This is a genomic window from Gilliamella sp. Bif1-4 (assembly GCF_001690535.1).
Taxonomy (GTDB): Bacteria; Pseudomonadota; Gammaproteobacteria; order Enterobacterales; family Orbaceae; genus Gilliamella; species Gilliamella bombi.
In genome coordinates, this window is the sequence record NZ_LZHC01000010.1 from 162,606 (window position 1) to 183,483 (window position 20,878).

Consider the following 20,878-nt stretch of genomic DNA (forward strand, 5'->3'; position numbering starts at 1 on the left):
AAGCTACAATAACCATAAATTACTATTTAGCTAAAATAAAATTACAAAATAATATTGAGTGTTTATATGTCGAAAATAAAAATTCGCCTCACCGAATCAATTATTAATCGTTTAACACTATTACTGTTCTGTTTAGGTGCTATTGCTTTAATCGCTTTATCGTTTTCAATCCAGGTAGCCAATGATACAAAAGGTGGGGCATATATGGTTAATCAATTAGGCTTACTAAGAATGAAGAACTACCAAATACTAACCATGATTCCACTCAATAAGAAAGATTATGATAATTTAAATATTTTTATTAATATTTCTTCATCACAGAAACATTTAACGCTCTTAAAACGCTACGATTTAATTAACGAATTTAATCAACTAGAAACAGATTGGAATACTCGACTTATTACTAAAATACAGCAAGCACAAAAAATCGATGAAATAAAAATTGATATTGAAAACTATGTTTCTCGTATCAACCACTTAGTAGATAGGATTGATCAAAAAACCGAAAACAAAATTTATTATATTTCTCAATTACAACAATTATTTATTGTTATTATCGTAATTTTTTTAGCTGTTCAAATTTATTACTTACGTTACTGCCTTCTTGCGCCATGGCAAAAACTAATTAGCATGGCTGAAGCAATTTCTAACCACAATTTTAAAGCGCGTTTTAATATTAAAAGCAGAAAGAATGAATTTGATCTTTTAGGGCTAGCTTTTAACAAAATGTCCGAGCAAATCGAATCACAATATTTATTGTTAGAAAAACAAGTTGCAGAAAAAACAGCTAAATTACAACAAACCAATAAAATTGTTTCATTTCAATATCAAACAATTAAGCAACTACATACTTCAGAGCCATTGTGTGAACGTTTTCTAAAAATACTACACAAATTAGAAGATTTAGTACCATTAACTCAATTTAAAATCCGTTTTTATGAATCAAATGATCCTGAGCATTATCAACAAATCAGTTACGATAATGAGCAAAAATTACCTTATTGCCAAAATCCTAAATGCAAAGCTTGTTTAATCTCGTCAAAATCTTATCAAAAAAATAACTTTCAACGCCATTGGCACCTTCAAGAAAACGGGGAAAAATATGGAATATTATTTGCTTTGCAGCCAGAAAATATCATATTAACCAATGAACAAGAAAACTTAATTATGGGGATGATTGAGCAAATGACTACTGCGATAAAACTCGATAGACAAATCGAACAACAAAAACAATATTTATTAATAAAAGAACGCTCAGCAATGGCTAGAGAACTGCATGATTCCATTGCTCAATCTCTATCTTGTTTAAAAATACACCTTAGTTGCTTACAAATGCAATCAGATTTAACATCACAAAGCAGTATTGATTTATTGGCAACAATGCGTAAAGAAGTCAATATAACCTACTCTCAGCTAAGAGAACTAATTACCTCTTTTCGCTTACGCCTTAACCAAACAGGTTTTTATGCAAATTTAATAGAATTAATTGAGGAATTTAATCAAAAATTACAATTCAATATTCAGTTTGAATATTTATTACCGCTGAATATTATCAATAGTAAATATGCATTTCATTTATTGCAAATAATTCGAGAAGGACTAAATAACATATACAAACATGCTAAAGCTACACAGGTTATTGTTAGTTTAAAAATTGATGACCATCAAATTATTTCTGTTTGTATTGAGGATAATGGCATTGGTTTACAAAACAATATTAAACAAGATAATAGTTATGGTCTAATCATTATGCGTGATAGAGTTGAAATACTAAATGGTAATTTAACAATAAACAGCCCGCCCCACAAAGGGACACAAATTATGATAGCATTTAAGGTTAACAAAACCATTTCATTCAAAGCAATAGAAGAGTAAAAATGGAACAAATAAATTGCTCAATACTTCTTATTGATGATCATCCAATGTTAAGAAATGGCGTAAAACAGCTGATAAATACAGTAAACCATTTTGATATTGTAGGAGAAACTGGCTCTGGAATAGAAGGCGTTAGATTAGCCGAAGAGCATGATCCTGATATTATTCTACTTGATATCAATATGCAAGATGTTAATGGATTAGAAATATTACGCTATTTGCGCGAAAAAAAAATATCGAGTCGCATTATTATGTTTACAGTATCAGATGCAAAAGAAGATATAATCACCGCACTAAAAACAGGTGCTGATGGCTATTTATTAAAAGATATGGAGCCTGAAGATTTTCTAAAATCACTACAAGAAATCTCGATTGGAAAGCTAATTATGGATAATGCTATTTCACATATTATCTTCAATTATATGCGTAATAACGAACAACTAACTACAAAACAAATGCATGATGTCAGTTTATTGACACCAAGAGAAAATGAAATTTTTAATTTATTAGTACAAGGACTACCAAATAAGCTAATTGCAAAAGATTTAGGTATCGTTGAAAGCACAGTCAAAGTACATATCAAAAGTATATTCAAAAAACTTAATTTTAAATCAAGAATGGAAATGACAGTATGGTATTTACAAAGTAAGGAATAAACGTATACATTGAAAAATAAAAATAAATTTTCATGCTTTACCTAAATTACACCATGAAGTGCAATTCGTCACCTTTGATAATGGAACCGAATTTAATTATCATCATGCTATTGAGCATTATTTAAATACTACCGTATACTTTGCGGAACCTTATAAAAGCTGGTAAAGAGGCACAAATGAAAACACTAATGGCTTAATACGTCAGTTTATACCTAAGTCAGCGGCTATTTCATTAGTTGACGACGAACAGATAAAGAAAATTCAATATCTATTGAACTCTCGCCCAAGAAAACGGCATAAGTTTAAAAGCCCTGCCGCTTTTTATTCTAAGGAGTTAAGACGAATTGCTCTTCATGGTGTAATCTAGGTTTTTAAAAACAAAAATAATCCCGAAAAATAATTAGCTATATTGTCTGTCTTATTCCAGTATCAGAATGCGCCGACAACAAAGCTAGATTAGCATGCCAAACAGGGGTGTTTGGCATGGAGAATGTTTTGTTCTGAAACAAACTATAGTTGATGACTTAATCGAAATAGCGGTATTGTCACCATTATAGTTTAAATTGGTGAGTGAAAATTATAAAGGAAGATTACGTTTACTCATTTCTTCTTTGTAAGCACCAAACCACATATTTTGTATTTTAATATATTCTTTATAAAGTAAACCAAACGTAAGTATAGCCAACCATTTGCAATCTTTCCATTTTTTGAAACTGTTATAACGACGGATTAATTTTGCATCGCTAATCTTTCCTGATTCAAGTCTTTTTTAATTCTTTTATACGTTAGCTTACTTAAAAATCGAATATAATGCGCAAAACAAAACCACAAGCCAAAAAACAAAAATAGTAAGAAAGCACAACCTAAAATAGCTTCTAAAAATTTCATAATTTCTAATCCTTAATTAAAAAATAAACTTTTCCTTATTTATATTAAATTTAGTAGCATTAATTATGTTATTAATTTGCGCATTATAATGGGAAAAACACCGGAACTAAAGCAATATCTACCACCATTACTAAAAAAGTTAACGGTATGCCAATTTTGACAAAATCGCCAAAGCTGTATCCTCCAGGTGCTACCACCATGGTTTTAATCGGTGAGGATACGGGCGTAATAAATGACGCTGATGTGGCAATTGCCACCGTCATGGCAAATGGATAAGGTGAGTAACCAAATTTTAGTCCTAAATCAATAGCGATTGGCGCAATTAAAATTGCTGTTGCAGTATTGGATATAAATAATCCAATTGTTGAGCATAATAAGAAAACGAATGTTAGCACTATGTATGGGCCGAAAGAGCGTAAATGGACTTCAAGCCAAGCTGATATGAGCGAAATCCCCCCCGTTTTGTTGAGTGCTAGTGCAAAAGGCATCATACCTATAATTAGAATTAAGGTTGGCCAATGTATGGATTTATAGGCATTGGTCATGTCAATGCATCGTGTTGCCCCCATCAGTAAGCAGGCGATTAATGCCGCAACCACATTAGGCACAATACCTGTCACCATTAAAATAATCATAATGGCTAGGTTAATTAAAGCCGCTGGTGCTTGTGAGCTTGCTGGTGCAATGTCGTCGATATCTGCCGGAAAGTCTAATACAACAAAGTCATTGGTTCGAGTTTGTAGTTTTTGGATCGAACCCCAGTCACCACAAACTAATAATGTATCACTCATTTCTAAACGTTCTTGGAATAAGTTGTTTGTTTCAACCGGTGCATGATTACGCCAAATCCCAATTACGGTTAGGAAATATTTTCCTCTAAAATCAATTTCATTGAGTGTTTTTCCACATAGTGTCGATTCGGGCAGTAAGGCAACTTCAGCCATACCAACTTGTTTAACTTGTTCTGAAAAATATTCACCGCGTAAAACTTTGGGTTCAAGGTTATTAGTGGTTAAGAAGGTTCGATAATCCGCTTCAGAGTGCGACATATCGAGTAATAAAATATCATTTTCACGAAATTCGGTTGAGCCATTAACGGGGATTAGTACTTTGTGGAATTTGCGCCAACGTTCAATACCAATAACATTTACACCATGTTCACTACGCAAATGTAAGCCATCAATTGTGCGCCCAACAAAAGGTGAGCCAGCTAGTATTTGTGCTCGGTGGGCTCGGCCAATTAATTTATAGTCTCGAATTAAATCGGTGATTTTTCGTCTTTGTGGTTGGGTATTGGTTGGGGTGACTTGTTCTGCTGTGAGTAACCAATTGCGTGTTAATATGCAATAAATAACCCCGACAATTAAAACACCGATACCAATTGGGGTGATCGAGAAAAAACTAAATTCAGTTAAAGCGGCACGGTTTAATTCACTGTTTACAACAAGGTTTGGTGCTGTGGCGACCAGTGTCATCATGCCACTTATTAATGCCGCAATACAAAGTGGCATCATTAATTTTTTTACATGAATACCGGTATGGTTAGCAATGCTAATGGCAACGGGTATAAAAATTGCAACTACGCCAGTTGAACTCATCACTGATCCAAGCAAAGCAACGCCTAACATGATACAGGTGATAATACGAATATCATTTTTGCCTGCGACTTTTAATATGTATTCGCTCATTTTGTATGAAATGCCTGTTCTAACCAAGCTTTCACCAATAATAAATAGAAGGGCAATTAAGATAATATTGGGATCGCTAAATCCAGCTAGGGCTTCGGCTGGTGTTAATACGCCTGTGATGGTGATTGCTGTGATTGTGAGCAATGCAATAATGTCCATTCTTAGTTTGCTGAACGAAAACATTAAAATTGCTATTAATAATAATATGCAAACGGTAATAAGTGGGTAATATTCAATAAAATAATTAGGTAAGAATTTAGCGATTGATGATACTAAACCATCCTCAGATGATAAATGTTCCACAAAAAGTAGCTCTATGATACAGATTACATTTTGTACATAATACCTTGATTTATTGTAATAGGGAATATCTCTAAATAAAGTTTATATGGCTATAATTACTTTATTGTTAATTTTTTTTACGTTATTTTTCGTTTTTTAACATTTTCTGCTATTTTCTTTATGACATATTCGCATTATTGAAAAGTAGGTGTAATTTAAGCAACTAAACCTATTTAATCGTTAACTCTTTAGGAGAGAATATGTCATCAAAGAAATCTGTTGCACAAATTATAGTTGATGTTTTGTCTGAAGCAGGTGTTAAGCATTGTTATGGTATTGTTGGGGATACTTTAAATCATATTACTTCTTCTATTAAAAAAAGTAATATTGAATGGGTACATGTTCGTCATGAGGAAGTCGGTGCTTTTGCCGCAGGGGCAGAAGCTTATTTAACAGACCAAATTACAGCTTGTGCAGGATCTTGTGGTCCAGGAAGTTTGCATTTTATTAACGGTATTTATGAAGCACACCGTAATAAAGTACCTGTTGTTTTATTGGCAAGCCAATTGGTGACTTCGCAACAAGGTACCGATTTTCCACAAGAAGTTGACTTTGAATCTATTTATAAAAATTGTTCTGTATTTTGTCAGCAAATCAATGATCCAACCCAAGCAAGACAAATAACAACCGCAGCAGTTCAAGCTGCAATTAATCAACGAGGTGTAGCCGTTTTAGTGATACCTTATAATATTAGTTTAATTAAGGTTGAAGATAATAGTAGGCATAAGATTTATCACCCTAAACCTATTATTCGTCCGTCAAATGAAGAACTGAATCAAATCGCAGAAATACTTAATAATAATCATAAAATAGCTATCTTTGCTGGGCAAGGAGTGTGTGAGGCTCACGATGAGCTTATTGCCTTTGCTGAAAAATTAAAATCACCTATTGTGCATACCTCAAGGGGAAAAGATTTTGTTGAGTATGATAATCCTTATAACGTTGGTATGACTGGTATGTTTGGTATGGAGTCAGGAACAACAGCGATTAAAGAGTGTGATGTGTTAATTATGTTAGGTGCTGATTTTGCGTGGTCACAATTTTATCCTGATAAAGCGATTATTATTCAAGTTGATATTGATGCTACTCATCTTGGACGGCGTCATCCAGTGAATGTGGGGGTTGTTGGTAGTAGTAAGCCAACTTTAGCCGCTTTAATTCCTTTAGTTAATGAAAAACAAGATACTAAGTTTTTAGAAAAATGTCGCCAATTGTATATAAAAGCAATGGATAAATTGAATAAGAAAGCTGTACCTTCTCAAACAATGATTCATCCTCAATATTTAACCGAGCTTGTTGATAAATATGCGACACAAGATGCTGTGCTTTGTGCTGATGTTGGCTCAGCTATGGTTTGGGCTTGTAGGCATTTTAATACCAATGGAAAAAGGCGTACGGTAATTAGTTTGAAACATGGCACAATGGCAAATGCAATGCCGCAAGCGTTAGGTGTGCAAAAAGCATTCCCTAATCGTCAAGTCATTACTTTATCAGGTGATGGGGGTATTAGTATGTTATTAGGTGATTTATTAACTACAATTCAAGAAAATTTGCCAATTAAAATTATTGTACTTAATAATAGTTCACTTAATTTTGTTGAATTGGAACAGAAATCAGAAGGTTTAGTTGATCACTATACCGATCTACAGAATCCTAATTTTGCAAAAGTTGCTGAATCGATGGGATTATTTGCGATAAGAGTCGATAATTCTGATTTTCTTGATGAAGCAATGCAATCATTTTTATCGCATCAAGGTCCTGCATTATTAGATGTTAAAACCAGCTCTAATGAATTAGTTATGCCGCCTGAAATTCAAGCATCGCAGGTTATGGGGATGGCGCTTTACAGTGTAAAAGCTTCATTGCAAGGGAAAATGGGCGATGTAGTAAATCTATTGGTGGATAATTTTATCAAGAAATAGTTTATATTATTTTTTATATTTATTTTAAATGACAAGTTTACAGAGATTTTTTGTTAAAAAGTTTCAGGAAATAGGGGTGTTTCAGTATAATTTGGGGGGATCTACCGCTGATTTGCGGCAGAATAAATGAATTAAAAACTAACGGCGCCTTCTTCTGCGGAAGTTAAATTTTCTCGGATAACGGTAAATAGTTCACGCCCATAACCGAGATGTGAATCCGCTAAATCGAAAGAATAAGGTTCACGTTTGGCTAATTCTGCTTCGTCTACTAATAATGTTATTTCGCCAGTTTGACCATTAACACGGATCATGTCGCCATCTTGTACCTTACTGAGTAAACCTCCATCATAAGCTTCGGGGGTGACATGAATTGCGGCGGGCACTTTGCCTGAAGCTCCCGATAATCGACCATCAGTTAATAACGCAACTTTATAACCTTTATCTTGCAGAACACCTAGCGGCGTTATCAGTTTATGCAATTCCGGCATACCAATTGCTTTTGGTCCTTGATAACGGACAACAACTACGCAGTCTTTATCTAGTTTGCCTGCTTTATATTCGGCATCTAAATCATATTGGCTATTAAAGATCACTGCTGGTGCTTCAATAATTTGATGTTCAGGTGCAACGGCTGATGTTTTCATAATTGCACGGCCAAGGTTACCTGACATCACTTTTAATCCTCCATGAGAATTAAATGGTTTTTTGATTGACGCAATGACGCTGTCATCTAATGATTTTGTTGGGCCTTCACGGAAAGTAAGTTTGCCATTTTCTAAAATAGGTTCTTGAGTATAACGACTAAGTCCACGTCCTACTACAGTTTCAACATCTTCATGTAATAAACCACCAGATAATAGTTCGCGAACCAATAAAGATGTCCCTCCAGCGGCTTGAAAATAGTTTATATCGGCTGGACCATTCGGGTAAATTCGGCAAAGTAGTGGTACTGCTGTTGATAGATCTGAAATATCATTCCAATTAATAATTATGCCTGCTGCTTTAGCCATCGCCACAATATGCATTGTTAAATTAGTTGAACCGCCAGTTGCGAGTAGTGCAACTAGACCATTGACAATCACCTTTTCATCTACCATTTTACCAATAGGCATATAGTTTCCTGATTGGTTGGTTAGGCGAGTAATTTGTTTAGCAGCAGCATTGGTTAATTCATAACGTAATGCTGTTTCAGGATGAACAAAGGCCGTCCCTGGCAAATGTAGTCCCATTAATTCTATAACCATTTGGTTACTATTTGCTGTACCATAAAAAGTACAAGTACCGCTAGTATGATAAGATGCAGATTCTGATTCAAGTAAGTCTTGACGCGAGGCTTTACCTTCCGAGTAAAGCTGGCGGATACGCACTTTTTCTTTATTAGGTAAGCCCGATGGCATTGGTCCTGCAGGTACAAAAATAGCAGGTAAGTGACCAAATGTTAATGCACCAATAAATAAACCTGGTACGATTTTATCGCATATTCCAAGATATAGAGCACCATCAAACATATTATGTGAAAGCCCGACAGCAACCGACATCGCAATCACATCACGGCTCATTAATGATAGTTCCATTCCTGGCTCGCCTTGGGTTACACCGTCGCACATAGCGGGTACTCCGCCAGCCATTTGTCCAACTGCACCAACTTCGTGAAGTGCTTTTCGAATTTGTTCAGGATAAAACTCATACGGTTTATGAGCTGATAGCATATCATTATAAGAACTAATAATCCCTATGTTACTTTTTAAAATGTTTTTTAGATCATTTTTATCATCGGTACAACAAGCCGCAAAACCATGGGCTAAATTACTACATGGTAAACTAGATCGCGTTACTTTTTTATGTATCGCTCGTTCTATTTTTTGCAGATAAGCAGCACGAGAAGCTTTAGAACGTTCAATAATACGTTGAGTTACAGCTTGGACAGTTAGATTCACATTGGCCTCTTTTTATTTTGTTTCTATTTTTTAGCAATGGCATATTGCTCGTATTACTAGTTCAGTATCGTGGACAACTTCTTTTAATGGTTGTTCAATGTTGATATTGTAGACATCATTCTCATCAGCAGTGGGTTCTTCTAGAGTATCAAATTGTGATTGAAGCATACCTGTTTTTTGGTAGTGACCTTTACGTTTAGCGAGCCGTTCAGCAATGACATCAAAACCTCCTTTTAAATAAATAAAATGTACGTTTTCATTTTCACCGCGAATAATATCTCGATATTTTCGTTTTAATGCCGAGCAGATAATAATTGAAACATCGTTAACATTACTCATGGCAAATGCGGCATTACTAATTAGTTTAAGCCAAGGCATCCGATCTTCATCGTTTAATGGTGTACCGCTGCGCATTTTTAAAATATTGTCTTTGGGATGTAAAAAATCGCCATCTAAAAAAGCCGCATCTAGATCGTAAGCAACTTGTTTAGCAACTGCTGATTTACCACAACCTGATACTCCCATTAATACAAAAACTTGTTTATTTGTTTTAGTCACAATTAATCCTTCATGCTCTTATTGTTACGGGTAACATGTTACCCATTAATCTTTTTTTTGCAATTTGAAAAAGTTTTTTTTGTGATCTGGATCAGATTTTTAGATACATGGGTTGATATAAGGATAAGATTAATTATTAAAAGGTATTAAAAATTAATATATTATTGATAATAGTAGCATGCTAGTTCAGTACGAGCGTCTGTATGCTTAACAAAACGCTCAAAATAAGATCATGCTTAGCGTATTTCAATGTTTTGTAAAAAACTTTCAGAAAATACAGTGTTTGTGTATAAAATTTGTTTTTTATGTTTCGTTAATATTATTGTACATCAACTGTTTTTTTGCTCGATCAACAAACAGCATCACGACAAAAGCGATCACAGTTAAATAGATAATAAAAGCCCCATAAGTTGCTAACATATCAATCAGTGAGCGCCCTCGCATGGCAAAATCGCGGAAAAAGCGAAATAACCAAACTAACGGAAATGCATGGCTAATATAGTACGTCCAAATTGGCATAATACCTACGGCCATTGTTGATCCCCCCATAATAAATCCTGGCGGTACTAGAAAGATCATTTTGCTCGCGCCTTCGCCTGGATTGTTGGTTTTCCAAGACAGTAAAAATCCTAACCAACCAAATGCCAGTCCTGTCATAAATACACTTGGCAAAAATGCAAAATAGTTACCATCAAAGCGTAATTGTCCAAATATGACTAGTACGGCTGTAATTAGGGTTAATGCTGTTGTGTAAAATAGTGCATAAGGAATTGTTCTTGCTAATAAAGAAACAAATCCTCTTTCTATTGCGGTTTGCCATATGCCAGTCACTTTTAAACGTCCAACTATCATTAATGAGGTTAGTCCGTAAGTCAGTGACGAGAAAAAGTAGACAAAATAAATAATCGTCGATATGGTGGACGAGCTCGCAGGATTAAACATATATCGTGTTTTAAGTTGCATAGGTGATAAAATTGCTTCAATGCCTTCTTTACCAAGTCCTAATGCTGCAACTTTACCAACACTAAGTTCAGCCCCCAATTCAGGAATATATTCATTAAGGCTTTGTAGTACTTTGGCATTTTGTGCATCGTTTGTATCATCAGCAAAATAGCCTAGGCGTACGGTTTGATCGCCTTTTTTTAAGCTTTTTTCTAGACCTTTAGGAATATATAAAACACCTAAATTACGGTCATGTGAAACCAACGTTATTGGATTTACTGGCGATCTTATTACTTCAGTAACTTCAATATAAGGTGATGTATTGACTTTGCTAATTAATTCTGTCGAATAATTAGAACCATCAAGATCAATAACCGCAATTTTTCCTTCAAACACAGCTCCATGACTTAATACAATTGAAAACACAAGTGAAACAATAGCAGCTAAGCCAAGCGAAACTTTATAATAAGGTATAAAATGGCCAGACAACATGGCGTCAAGCTCTTCAAGCATGGATTTAATGATGTTTTGCATCATTTTTCAACCTCAAGTGTCATTCCAGTTAATAGTTTAGGAATTGATTCTATGTAAATTCTGACTTGATAAGAGGTTAAATCAGCTTGACCTCGTTCTCGTGTCATGCGTAAATCAGCAAATGATGGCGCAGCGGTGGCAAAGCGAACTTTTCCTTTTATTTCTTTGTTAAGTGCAATTACATTTGCTGTAACCGTTGTGCCTGGTTGATAATCATTAACCATTTTTTCATTCACATAAATGTCGATATATTTACGATCGGTTTCTAATAAGACTGCTGGCGCTCCGTTTGGTACCATTTCACCATCTTCAAACATGAGTTTTAATACTTTTCCATCTTCAGGAGCTCTTAATGTTAATCGCTCATAATTGAGCTGTAGCTGTTTTAATTCAGCTTCACCTTGCGCGAGTTGTGATTGAAGCTGTGTTAATTGATTTTGGCGGTTTTGCAGTTTTTGTCGTGCAATTAAGATTGATTGTATTGTCATTCCTGTTGCATTTTTTGTTTGTTCAAATTGGCTAATTTGCTCAGGTGTTGCGCCAATCATTAAAGTCGATAATTGACTTTCGATTTGAACAACTTGCATTTTGGCGGCAGTAAAGGCATGATGGGCGTTATCCAGTTGCGATTGTGAGTTACCACCAGTTTTGCGTAATTGTGTTTGGCGATCAAATTCTGTGCCAGTTAAATATTGAGCCGATTTTGCCGCTTCTAAATTAGCTTGTACTTCTTCAATTTTGCGCCAAGTTGATAATTCTGAAAGATTAGTTTCGTTCTCTGTAATTTTGATGGCAGCTTGTTCTTGATTAACTGCGGCCTTTTGGCTATCAACAAGTGCTTGCATGCGATCGATAGCTAGCTTGGTATCAATATCTTCTAACTGCATAAGTGGATCACCTTTTTTTACCATTTGTGATTCTTGCACAAAACGTTTGGTGACTTTTCCGCCGACATTTTGAAAGGCAATATTAATTTCGTCAGCGGTTAATACTCCTGATTTGATACTTTTTGCAACCGTTACGGCATCATTCCTTGATCCTAAGAAAATTAAGAATGAGCCAAAAATTAAAAGGAGTAAAAAGATAAGTGGGATTTTGATGTTTTTTTTCATCTCTGCATTTTTCATATTCATAGATAGCTTATTTTCCAATTATTTAGTCAGCTAATTATTTAAGTGAAAAGAAGGACTTTAATGATTAAAGTCCTTTATTTTCGTAATAATTTACGTAACATCAATATTAAAGACTCTTGTTCTTGCGAATTGAGTACTTGTGCAAAAGCGCGAATTGATTTTAGGTGATTGGGTAATGCATTTTGAATCAGTTTTTCGCCTGTATGTGTTAAAGTGATTAATCGAGAACGACCATCATCACCACTTTTTGACATCGAGATTAAAGGCTCTGGCGCTGCCAGCATTCGTTTAACCATTACTGATACTGTTGCTGGTGTTACACCAATGCGCAAAGCAAGATCACTGGCACAGGTTTCACCTTCTGAAAACAATGACATCAATAATGCAAACTTACCTTCAGAAACGCCGTAATCTTTATCTAATTGCGCATAGATATTATCACGAATTAAATCGGCTGTTGTTATTAAGCTCAAAACCAGATCAACACCAGAAACATCAACGATGTCATCGTTAAATCTTTGCGCTCGAGCTAAGGTTTCACGTGAAGGAAGCTTTCTTGAATTGTAATTCAATTATCATTACTCAATTTATTTAGTCGGCTAATTATACTAATTTAGTTAAAATTGGCAATTATTTTAAGTGTGTTTTTGCAAGTTGATGTTTAAGTACTACTAAAGTAGTAATTCTTGAGGGTAATTATATTCTATGCACAGTTTCATACAATGTTACTAAATTAAAATTTGAGCAATTTAATTATATTAAAATTGGAGTTATGTATGAGTAAAACCAACCTCGTTGTTATTGGTAATGGGATGGTTGGACATCGTTTTATTGAAGAGTTAATTGATAAAATGCAGCCCAATCAATTCAATATTACTATTTTTTGTGAAGAATCTCGTCTTGCCTATGATCGGGTGCATCTTTCTTCTTATTTTTCTGGGCACACAGCAGAAGCGCTTTCTCTAGTTCGCGAAGGTTTATACGAAGAGAATAATATTAAAGTATTACTTAATGAACGGGCTATTTTAATTAATCGTCAGCGTAAGGAGATTCACTCTCAACAAGGGCGAATTGTTGCTTATGATAAATTGATTATTGCGACAGGATCTTATCCTTGGGTACCACCGATTAAAGGTGCTGATGGTTCGGATTGTTTTGTTTATCGTACGATTGAAGATCTTGATGCTATTCAAGAATGTGCAAAGCGTTGTCAAAAAGGCGCTGTTGTGGGTGGTGGATTGCTTGGACTTGAGGCTGCTGGAGCTTTAAAAAACTTAGGTATAAAAACGCATGTGGTTGAGTTTGCTCCAGTGCTTATGGCTGAACAGCTGGATGTGCAGGGTGGAGAACAACTACGTCGTAAAATTGAGGAGATGGGGGTAGGTGTTCATACCAGTAAAAATACTCAAGAAATTATTCACACACCTGCTGGGAAAATCATGCAATTTGCGGATGGCTCGGCACTTGAAGTCGATTTTATTGTTTTTTCAACTGGCATTAGAGCAAATGATAAATTAGCTCAAGAATGTGAGTTAGAAATCGGTCCTCGCGGGGGCATTGTTATTAATGATTATTGCCAAACTTCGGATCCTGATATCTATGCTATTGGTGAATGTGCTTGTTGGCAAAACAAGGTGTTTGGTTTAGTTGCACCAGGCTACAAAATGGCTCAGATTGCCTTAGCGCATTTAATGGGACAAGCAGATAAATTTGAAGGCGCCGATATGAGCGCTAAGCTAAAGCTTATGGGAGTCGATGTCGGTAGTATTGGCGATGCTAAAGCAAAAACAATAGGGTGTCATAGTTATGTTTATTTAGATGAAACAACGCCAGTTTATAAAAAATTGGTTGTTTCGAATGATAATAAAAAGCTTTTGGGTGCGGTATTGGTTGGCGATACGTCAGATTATAGTAATTTATTGCAATTAATGCTTAATGATATGGATCTACCTGAACATCCAGATACGTTGATACTGCCTGCACATGCAGGAGCAAAACCAGCTATGGGGGTTGATGCGCTTCCCGATTCAGCACAAATCTGCTCTTGTTTTGATGTGACTAAAGAAAAAATTATTAATGCTATTAATGCTGGTTGTCATACGGTTGCAGCAATAAAAGCTGAAACTAAAGCTGGGACTGGGTGTGGAGGCTGTATCCCACTTGTTACACAAATTCTTAATTTAGAGTTAGCCAAACAAGGTATTGAGGTCAGCCATGCATTATGCGGACATTTTAAATATTCTCGTCAGGAGTTATATCATCTTATCCGTGTTGAGGGCTTAACGTCTTTTGAGCAAGTGATTAAAAAACATGGTAAAGGTTATGGCTGTGAAATTTGTAAACCTACCGTCGGATCTTTATTAGCTTCATGTTGGAATGATTATATTCTTAAAGATAATTTGATTCCTCTACAAGATAGTAATGATATTTTCTTAGGTAATATTCAAAAAAATGGTACTTATTCGATAATTCCGCGTAGTGCTGGTGGTGAAATTACTCCAGAAGGATTAATTGCTGTTGGTCAAATAGCTAAAAAATATCAGCTCTATTCTAAAATTACCGGTTCACAGCGCATAGGTTTATTTGGAGCACAAAAAGACGATCTTCCAGCTATTTGGAAGGAGCTTATTGAGGCTGGCTTTGAGAGTGGCCATGCTTATGCCAAAGCATTAAGAATGGCAAAAACCTGTGTAGGTAGCACTTGGTGTCGATTCGGTGTCGGAGATAGTGTTGGTTTGGGTGTTGAGCTAGAAAACCGCTATAAAGGTATTCGCGCACCACATAAATTTAAACTAGGCGTATCAGGTTGTACACGTGAATGTGCCGAAGCTCAAGGTAAAGATATCGGTGTTATTGCTACTGAAAAGGGATGGAATCTTTATGTGTGTGGTAATGGTGGTATGAAGCCTCGTCACGCTGATTTACTTGCTGCTGACCTCGATAAAAATACACTAATCCGATATATTGATCGTTTCCTTATGTTTTATATTCGTACCGCAGATAAATTACAACGGACGTCAGTCTGGTTTGAAAATTTAGATGGCGGTATTGATTATTTACGTAGTGTTATTATTGACGATAAGTTAGGCATAAATGCTGAGTTAGAAGGTGAAATGACACGCTTACGTAAATTAATGGTATGTGAATGGAAGGAAGCTGTTGAAAATACAGAAGGTCAAATTCGATTTTCTCATTTTATTAATAGTAACAAACGTGATGAGAATGTCCAAATCGTACCTGAGCGTGATCAGCATCGCCCAGCAACAGCAGAAGAATGTAAAGTAATGTTAGGGGAATAATATGAGTCAATGGATAACTATTTGTAAACTTAATGAGATTTTACCAGGCACAGGAGTTTGTGCACTTGTTGGTAATGATCATGTGGCTATTTTTCGCCCTTATAATAATGCTGAGCTTTATGCGATTAGTAACATTGATCCATTTGCTAAGGCAAGTGTTTTATCTCGTGGCATTATCGCAGAACATGAAAATGAGTTATGGGTGGCAAGTCCGCTTAAAAAGCAACGCTTTCGTTTAAAAGATGGTTATTGTTTTGAAGATGAACAATATTCCGTCCCTCATTATGAAGTAGATGTTAATGACGATGGGATCGTACAAGTAAAGTCGCGCTAAATGTATTTTTAAAAGGATAAATTAATTATGTATACAGAGACAATTAATAAATGTGCAGCAAATGCTGCGCGTATTGTTCGTTTGGCAAAAACGAACCCATTTGGTTTTTGGCTAAGTTCTGCTATGGCTGGGGCTTATGTAGGAATAGGTATTATTTTAATTTTTACTTTAGGAAACCTTGTTGATCCATCAATAAGACCTTTACTTATGGGGGCAACGTTTGGTATTGCTTTAACGTTGGTTGTAATTGCAGGTTCTGAATTATTTACAGGGCATACCATGTTTTTAACCCTAGGAGTAAAATGCAAAAAAATTACTCATACCCAAATGTGGACAGTATTGCCGCAAACATGGTTAGGAAATTTATTAGGTTCAATTTTTGTTGCTGCATTGTATTTTTATGCAGCAACACCTCTATTATCAACGGATACTAGTTTGGTCCATACAGCGGCTTTAGCAAAAACATCAGCTTCAGCTTCGGCATTATTTTTTAGGGGTATTTTATGTAACTGGTTAGTCTGTTTAGCGATTTGGATGGCTAATCGAGTTGAAGGTTCGGCAAAGTTTATTGCTATTTGGTGGTGTTTGTTAGCATTTATTGCTTGTGGTTATGAACACTCCGTTGCAAACATGACACTTTTTTCACTTTCGTGGTTTGGTCATCATAGTGATGCTTACACATTAGCTGGAATAGGTCATAATCTATTATGGGTTTCATTAGGAAATATTGTGTCTGGCGTATTATTTATGGGGCTGGGATACTGGTATTCAACTCCCAAAGAAGAGCGACCTTAATAGCTGTTTAATTCAGAAAATGTGGTTAAAATAACCAATATACGGGGGGAAGCATGGTAAGCAATCCCCCAAAGCGTTAAATTAATTAGGATTATATTTGGTTTTAATCGTAATTAGTGATAAAAAATAACGAAGCAATTAAAAATAGGGTAATTAATAAATTTCTATTATTAGAGGTTAGTTGTTAATAAATTTTTAAACAAATAATGTTTTATTTTGAGGTATTATGGATTATTTCCCCTTATTTTGTAAGCTAGAAAACCGTGATTGCTTATTAGTCGGTGGCGGTGAAGTTGCTGAACGTAAAGCTCGATTATTACTTGAAGCTGGTGCCCATTTAACTGTCAATGCACATGAATTTAACGAGCAATTCATATGCTGGAATGAACAAAAACAACTAGTTTTAGTTCAAGGGGAGTTTAATGCTGAATTACTGAATGATAAATGGTTAGTTATTGCGGCAACAGACTGTCAGGAAACTAACCAAAGGGTGAGTATTGAGACGGAAAAAAGGCGTATTTTTTGTAATGTGGTTGATTCTCCAAAAGATGCGAGTTTTATTATGCCCTCAATTATTGATCGTTCCCCTATTATGGTTGCAGTCTCTTCAGAAGGGCATGCTCCTGTTTTGGCTAGATTATTGCGTGAAAAACTAGAATCCATTTTACCCCAACATTTAGGAAAGTTAGCTAAATATGCTGGTTATTTACGCAATAAAGTTAAAACAACCTATCAAACAATGACGGAACGTCGCCGTTTTTGGGAAAGACTATTTTCTCATGATAGGTTAGCTCAAGCGATTGCTAATAACGATTCAGATCATGTTGAAAAACTAACCAATGAGCTATTTGATACATCGCTTGAATCGCGTGGCGAGGTTGTGTTAGTTGGTGCTGGTCCGGGTGATGCGGGCTTGTTGACTTTAAAGGGATTACAACAAATTCAACAAGCAGATATTATTGTCTATGATAGATTAGTATCGGATGAAATTATGAATCTAACCCGTCGCGATGCTCAACGTATTTTTGTTGGTAAGCGGGCAGGATTTCATTGTGTACCTCAGGAACAAATAAATCAGATTCTTTTACAACAAGCTAAAAAAGGCAAGCGTGTTGTTCGTTTAAAAGGTGGAGATCCTTTTATTTTTGGTCGAGGTGGTGAAGAGCTCGAAACATTATTTAATGCCGATATTCCATTTTCTGTAGTGCCAGGAATTACTTCAGCTTCAGGTTGTTCTGCTTATAGTGGAATCCCATTAACACATCGAGATTATGCTCATAGCGTACGTTTAATTACTGGTCATTTGAAAGATGGTAGTCACCTTGATTGGCAAAGCTTAGCCGCCGAAAAACAGACGTTAGTTTTTTATATGGGATTATCTCAAGCTGGCAACATCGAAAAACAATTAATTAAATACGGTATGAATGCAAATACACCAGTTGCAATTGTTGAAGAAGGCACAACGACAAAACAAAAAGTAATATCAGGCCAGTTATGTGATTTAGCACAATTATCTTTGCAAGCTTGTAGTCCTAGTTTAATTATTATTGGGTCTGTTGTTGCATTACGGGAAAAGCTAAATTGGTTTTCTGAGTATTAGTGGGAGCTAAAGGTTTGATCTGTTGATAGTTTAATGGAGCCTTTTTAACGTGTAAAAGAGTTTAATATAAGCATAAAATACGATTAACAGTTCATAGTATAATGTGACTCTAAGCCTAGGGAGATCGCAAATACGCACTATTGCAGTTAGATAGTAAAAGCGCTTTTTTCTAAAATAAAGAACAAAATTCGCCACTGAACAACCTTGTTTAAAAATAAATATTGTTGATATTGCTGGGCAGCATAAAATTAACTGTGTGGCAACCAAAAATGGTGGTAAGGTTTATAGCTGTAATAGTCTTTACTTAATCTGACATTCAAGTTATTTTATAACACAAAAGGAGAGTCAGAAATGAATCAAACAGCCAAAATCATTAAACCTAAATTAGGACTTCTAAAATTAGCTAAGCAACTCGGTAACGTTCAACAAGCTTGCAAAGTCATGGGATACAGTCGAGATAGTTATTATCGCTTTAAAAAATTGTATGAGCAAGGGGGACGAGCTTGCGCTTCAAGAAATTAGTCGTAAAAAGCCTATCGAAAAAAATCGGGTAGAGCCGCATATCGAACAAGCTGTTGTCAATATGGCCTATGAATATCCAGCTTATGGGCAACATAGGGTCGCCAATCAACTCCGTCAAGAAGGCATAATGGTGCCAGGTAGTGGTGTACGCTCTATTTGGCTACGCCATGATTTAGAAAGCTTTAAAAAACGCTTAATTGCGCTAGAAACCAAAGTGGCACAAGAAGGATGTGTGCTCACTGAAAATCAATTACAGGCCCTTGAAAAAGCCAAAGCATCACGAGAAGCGCATGGCGAAATTGAGACACATCATCCGGGTTATTTATGTGCACAAGATACCTATTATGTAGGGCATATTAAAGGCATAGGGAAAATATACCAACAAACATTTATTGATACCTATTCCAGACTCGCTTTTGCTAAAGTTTATACCGAGAAAAACAGTCTGATTGCTGCCGATATGCTCAATGATAAAGTGCTTCCTTTCTTTGACAGCGAACAAGTGCCACTTTTACGCATTCTTACAGACCGAGGTACGGAATATAACGGTCATAAGGAGAGCCATGCTTATGAACTTTATCTTAATCTAGAAGATATTGAACACACCAAGACCAAAGCCTACAGTCCACAAACTAACGGCATTTGTGAGCGATTCCATAAGACGATGAAAACAGAATGTTATGATATTTTATTTCGACGTAAGATTTACACGCAATTGAGTGAAATACAAAACGACATTGAGCAATGGCTTGAGTTTTACAATCGAGAAAGAGCACACTCGGGAAAGTATTGTTATGGAAAGACACCATGGCAAACATGGAATGATGTAAGAGGGTTGGTTAAGGAAAAGCAATTGGAGAATTTATTTTGCTCATCGGACACGCATTTTGTTAAAATGAAGACCGATGAGTAATATGTGTCTGTCAGATTAAGTTTGAGCTACTACACTCCACCGGGTTTAAAATTGCACTTCATGTTTTAATCCAGAAGTGGCTATGATGTGTTTTTGAAGAATAAATGAAATTAATGATTGTCCGAGTTAAGAGAGAACTGTGTGGATCCTTCTTAATATTACTTGTATTATTGAGGGTACTAGTAACTATAAGAAGGTTTTGTTAGCGATAATTGATTTCTTAAAAGTAGATTTAAAACATCCAACTTTTATTGAGTATTCATTTTTTATTAATTTTTAAATAAAAATATTAAGTTATTCTTCATGTTTAGTTTTTAAAGTAATTAATTTTGTTTTATTAATTCCCGTTTCATAACTATTGTTGCTATTATAATAAGTTGCTCTGGCACTGTGTAATATCTGACTATTCAGTGAAATTTTTTTATAGTATTTATCAAAACGTTGATCATGAGCCCAGTCAGGGATATTAGTATAATAATAGTTATAATCTATCCATTTACCTGTGTCAATCTGAAAACTCCCTCTTTTCATTTCAATATTGTAAGTGTCGTTAACTTTATCAATGATAATATCACCAAAGCAAAAGGCACCTTTATTACCAACAAAATATTTTTTACCTTCATTAGTTAATTGGTATCGTAATCCCTTTATATCTAAAGAAGTGTTAGGTTTTTTGGTTGCGTTATTTTCAGATAATTTTGCTATTATTATTTTCGTTTCTAAGAACCCAAGATCGACAAATAGTTGTAATATTTCAGTTTGTTGATTAAAGAAAATATCCTTCGGAAAGGTATTTTGGTTATTGGGTAGAAAATAACATAATGCTTGGTTATTTTGGCTACTTAAAATTTCTTGTAATGGGGTTTTATATTTAGAATTGTCGCAACTTATTAATAATAAACTGGACATGATAATGAATAAATATTTTAAATGCATGATG

Annotated in this window: 15 protein-coding genes and 1 pseudogene; 8 read left to right on the top strand and 8 right to left on the bottom strand. The window is 35.2% G+C overall.

Features of this window, described 5'->3' with window-relative positions:
• The first annotated feature begins 66 nt into the window (after nucleotides 1-66).
• Together narX and narL are read left to right on the top strand one after the other, a co-directional pair.
• Nucleotides 67-1,875 carry a nitrate/nitrite two-component system sensor histidine kinase NarX gene (gene narX / locus A9G25_RS01325; RefSeq protein ID WP_065625410.1) on the top strand — a complete coding sequence of 603 codons (1,809 nt, stop codon included), beginning with the start codon at nucleotides 67-69 and terminating at the stop codon, nucleotides 1,873-1,875.
• Between the two features lie 2 nt (nucleotides 1,876-1,877).
• On the top strand, nucleotides 1,878-2,531 hold the full coding sequence (gene narL, locus A9G25_RS01330; RefSeq protein WP_065625411.1) for a two-component system response regulator NarL: 654 nt from the start codon (nucleotides 1,878-1,880) through the stop codon (nucleotides 2,529-2,531).
• Nucleotides 2,532-3,260: 729 nt separating this feature from the next.
• Here narL and A9G25_RS12725 read toward each other — a convergent pair.
• Both A9G25_RS12725 and A9G25_RS01335 read right to left on the bottom strand, forming a co-directional pair.
• Nucleotides 3,261-3,419: a hypothetical protein gene (locus A9G25_RS12725; RefSeq protein ID WP_176701050.1), complete on the bottom strand. Its 159-nt coding sequence runs from the start codon at nucleotides 3,417-3,419 to the stop codon at nucleotides 3,261-3,263.
• Between the two features lie 83 nt (nucleotides 3,420-3,502).
• Entirely contained in the window at nucleotides 3,503-5,344 is a 1,842-nt protein-coding gene (locus tag A9G25_RS01335; protein ID WP_442903074.1) for an SLC13 family permease, read from the bottom strand.
• A 305-nt stretch (nucleotides 5,345-5,649) separates the two neighbouring features.
• Between A9G25_RS01335 and A9G25_RS01340 the strand changes: the two genes are divergently transcribed.
• Complete coding sequence (locus A9G25_RS01340) at nucleotides 5,650-7,371, top strand: thiamine pyrophosphate-dependent enzyme (protein WP_065625412.1); 1,722 nt, start codon at nucleotides 5,650-5,652, stop codon at nucleotides 7,369-7,371.
• 131 nt (nucleotides 7,372-7,502) lie between these two features.
• Here A9G25_RS01340 and edd read toward each other — a convergent pair whose 3' ends face one another.
• From edd to A9G25_RS01365, 5 genes are all read right to left on the bottom strand, one after another.
• A complete protein-coding gene (gene edd, locus A9G25_RS01345) occupies nucleotides 7,503-9,308 on the bottom strand; it encodes a phosphogluconate dehydratase (protein ID WP_065625413.1) in 1,806 nt (601 codons plus the stop codon).
• 30 nt (nucleotides 9,309-9,338) lie between these two features.
• The gene (locus A9G25_RS01350) at nucleotides 9,339-9,833 is read right to left on the bottom strand and encodes a gluconokinase, GntK/IdnK-type (RefSeq protein WP_065625487.1); all 495 of its coding nucleotides are present in this window, start codon (nucleotides 9,831-9,833) and stop codon (nucleotides 9,339-9,341) included.
• A 336-nt stretch (nucleotides 9,834-10,169) separates the two neighbouring features.
• On the bottom strand, nucleotides 10,170-11,342 hold the full coding sequence (locus A9G25_RS01355; RefSeq protein WP_065625488.1) for an ABC transporter permease: 1,173 nt from the start codon (nucleotides 11,340-11,342) through the stop codon (nucleotides 10,170-10,172).
• Complete coding sequence (locus tag A9G25_RS01360) at nucleotides 11,342-12,475, bottom strand: HlyD family secretion protein (protein ID WP_081297096.1); 1,134 nt, start codon at nucleotides 12,473-12,475, stop codon at nucleotides 11,342-11,344. Before A9G25_RS01360 ends, A9G25_RS01355 begins: the two co-directional genes overlap by 1 nt.
• A 74-nt stretch (nucleotides 12,476-12,549) precedes the next feature.
• Nucleotides 12,550-13,047: a MarR family winged helix-turn-helix transcriptional regulator gene (locus A9G25_RS01365; protein ID WP_065625414.1), complete on the bottom strand. Its 498-nt coding sequence runs from the start codon at nucleotides 13,045-13,047 to the stop codon at nucleotides 12,550-12,552.
• A gap of 204 nt (nucleotides 13,048-13,251) precedes the next feature.
• Between A9G25_RS01365 and nirB the strand changes: the two genes are divergently transcribed.
• The 5 genes and pseudogenes from nirB to A9G25_RS01390 all read left to right on the top strand — a co-directional run bounded on the left by nirB (nucleotide 13,252) and on the right by A9G25_RS01390 (nucleotide 19,938).
• Nucleotides 13,252-15,774, top strand: a complete 2,523-nt coding sequence (nirB, locus tag A9G25_RS01370) for a nitrite reductase large subunit NirB (protein WP_065625415.1) — start codon at nucleotides 13,252-13,254, stop codon at nucleotides 15,772-15,774.
• A gap of 1 nt (nucleotide 15,775) precedes the next feature.
• On the top strand, nucleotides 15,776-16,108 hold the full coding sequence (gene nirD, locus A9G25_RS01375) for a nitrite reductase small subunit NirD (protein ID WP_065625416.1): 333 nt from the start codon (nucleotides 15,776-15,778) through the stop codon (nucleotides 16,106-16,108).
• A 27-nt stretch (nucleotides 16,109-16,135) separates the two neighbouring features.
• Nucleotides 16,136-16,903: a nitrite transporter NirC gene (gene nirC, locus A9G25_RS01380; RefSeq protein WP_065625417.1), complete on the top strand. Its 768-nt coding sequence runs from the start codon at nucleotides 16,136-16,138 to the stop codon at nucleotides 16,901-16,903.
• A 226-nt stretch (nucleotides 16,904-17,129) separates the two neighbouring features.
• Complete coding sequence (gene cysG, locus A9G25_RS01385) at nucleotides 17,130-18,503, top strand: siroheme synthase CysG (RefSeq protein ID WP_065625418.1); 1,374 nt, start codon at nucleotides 17,130-17,132, stop codon at nucleotides 18,501-18,503.
• Nucleotides 18,504-18,854: 351 nt separating this feature from the next.
• Nucleotides 18,855-19,938: pseudogene (locus tag A9G25_RS01390) on the top strand (IS481 family transposase).
• 294 nt (nucleotides 19,939-20,232) lie between these two features.
• Here the strand turns inward: A9G25_RS01390 and A9G25_RS01395 are convergent.
• Complete coding sequence (locus A9G25_RS01395; RefSeq protein ID WP_065625419.1) at nucleotides 20,233-20,874, bottom strand: hypothetical protein; 642 nt, start codon at nucleotides 20,872-20,874, stop codon at nucleotides 20,233-20,235.
• Nucleotides 20,875-20,878: the final 4 nt, after the last annotated feature.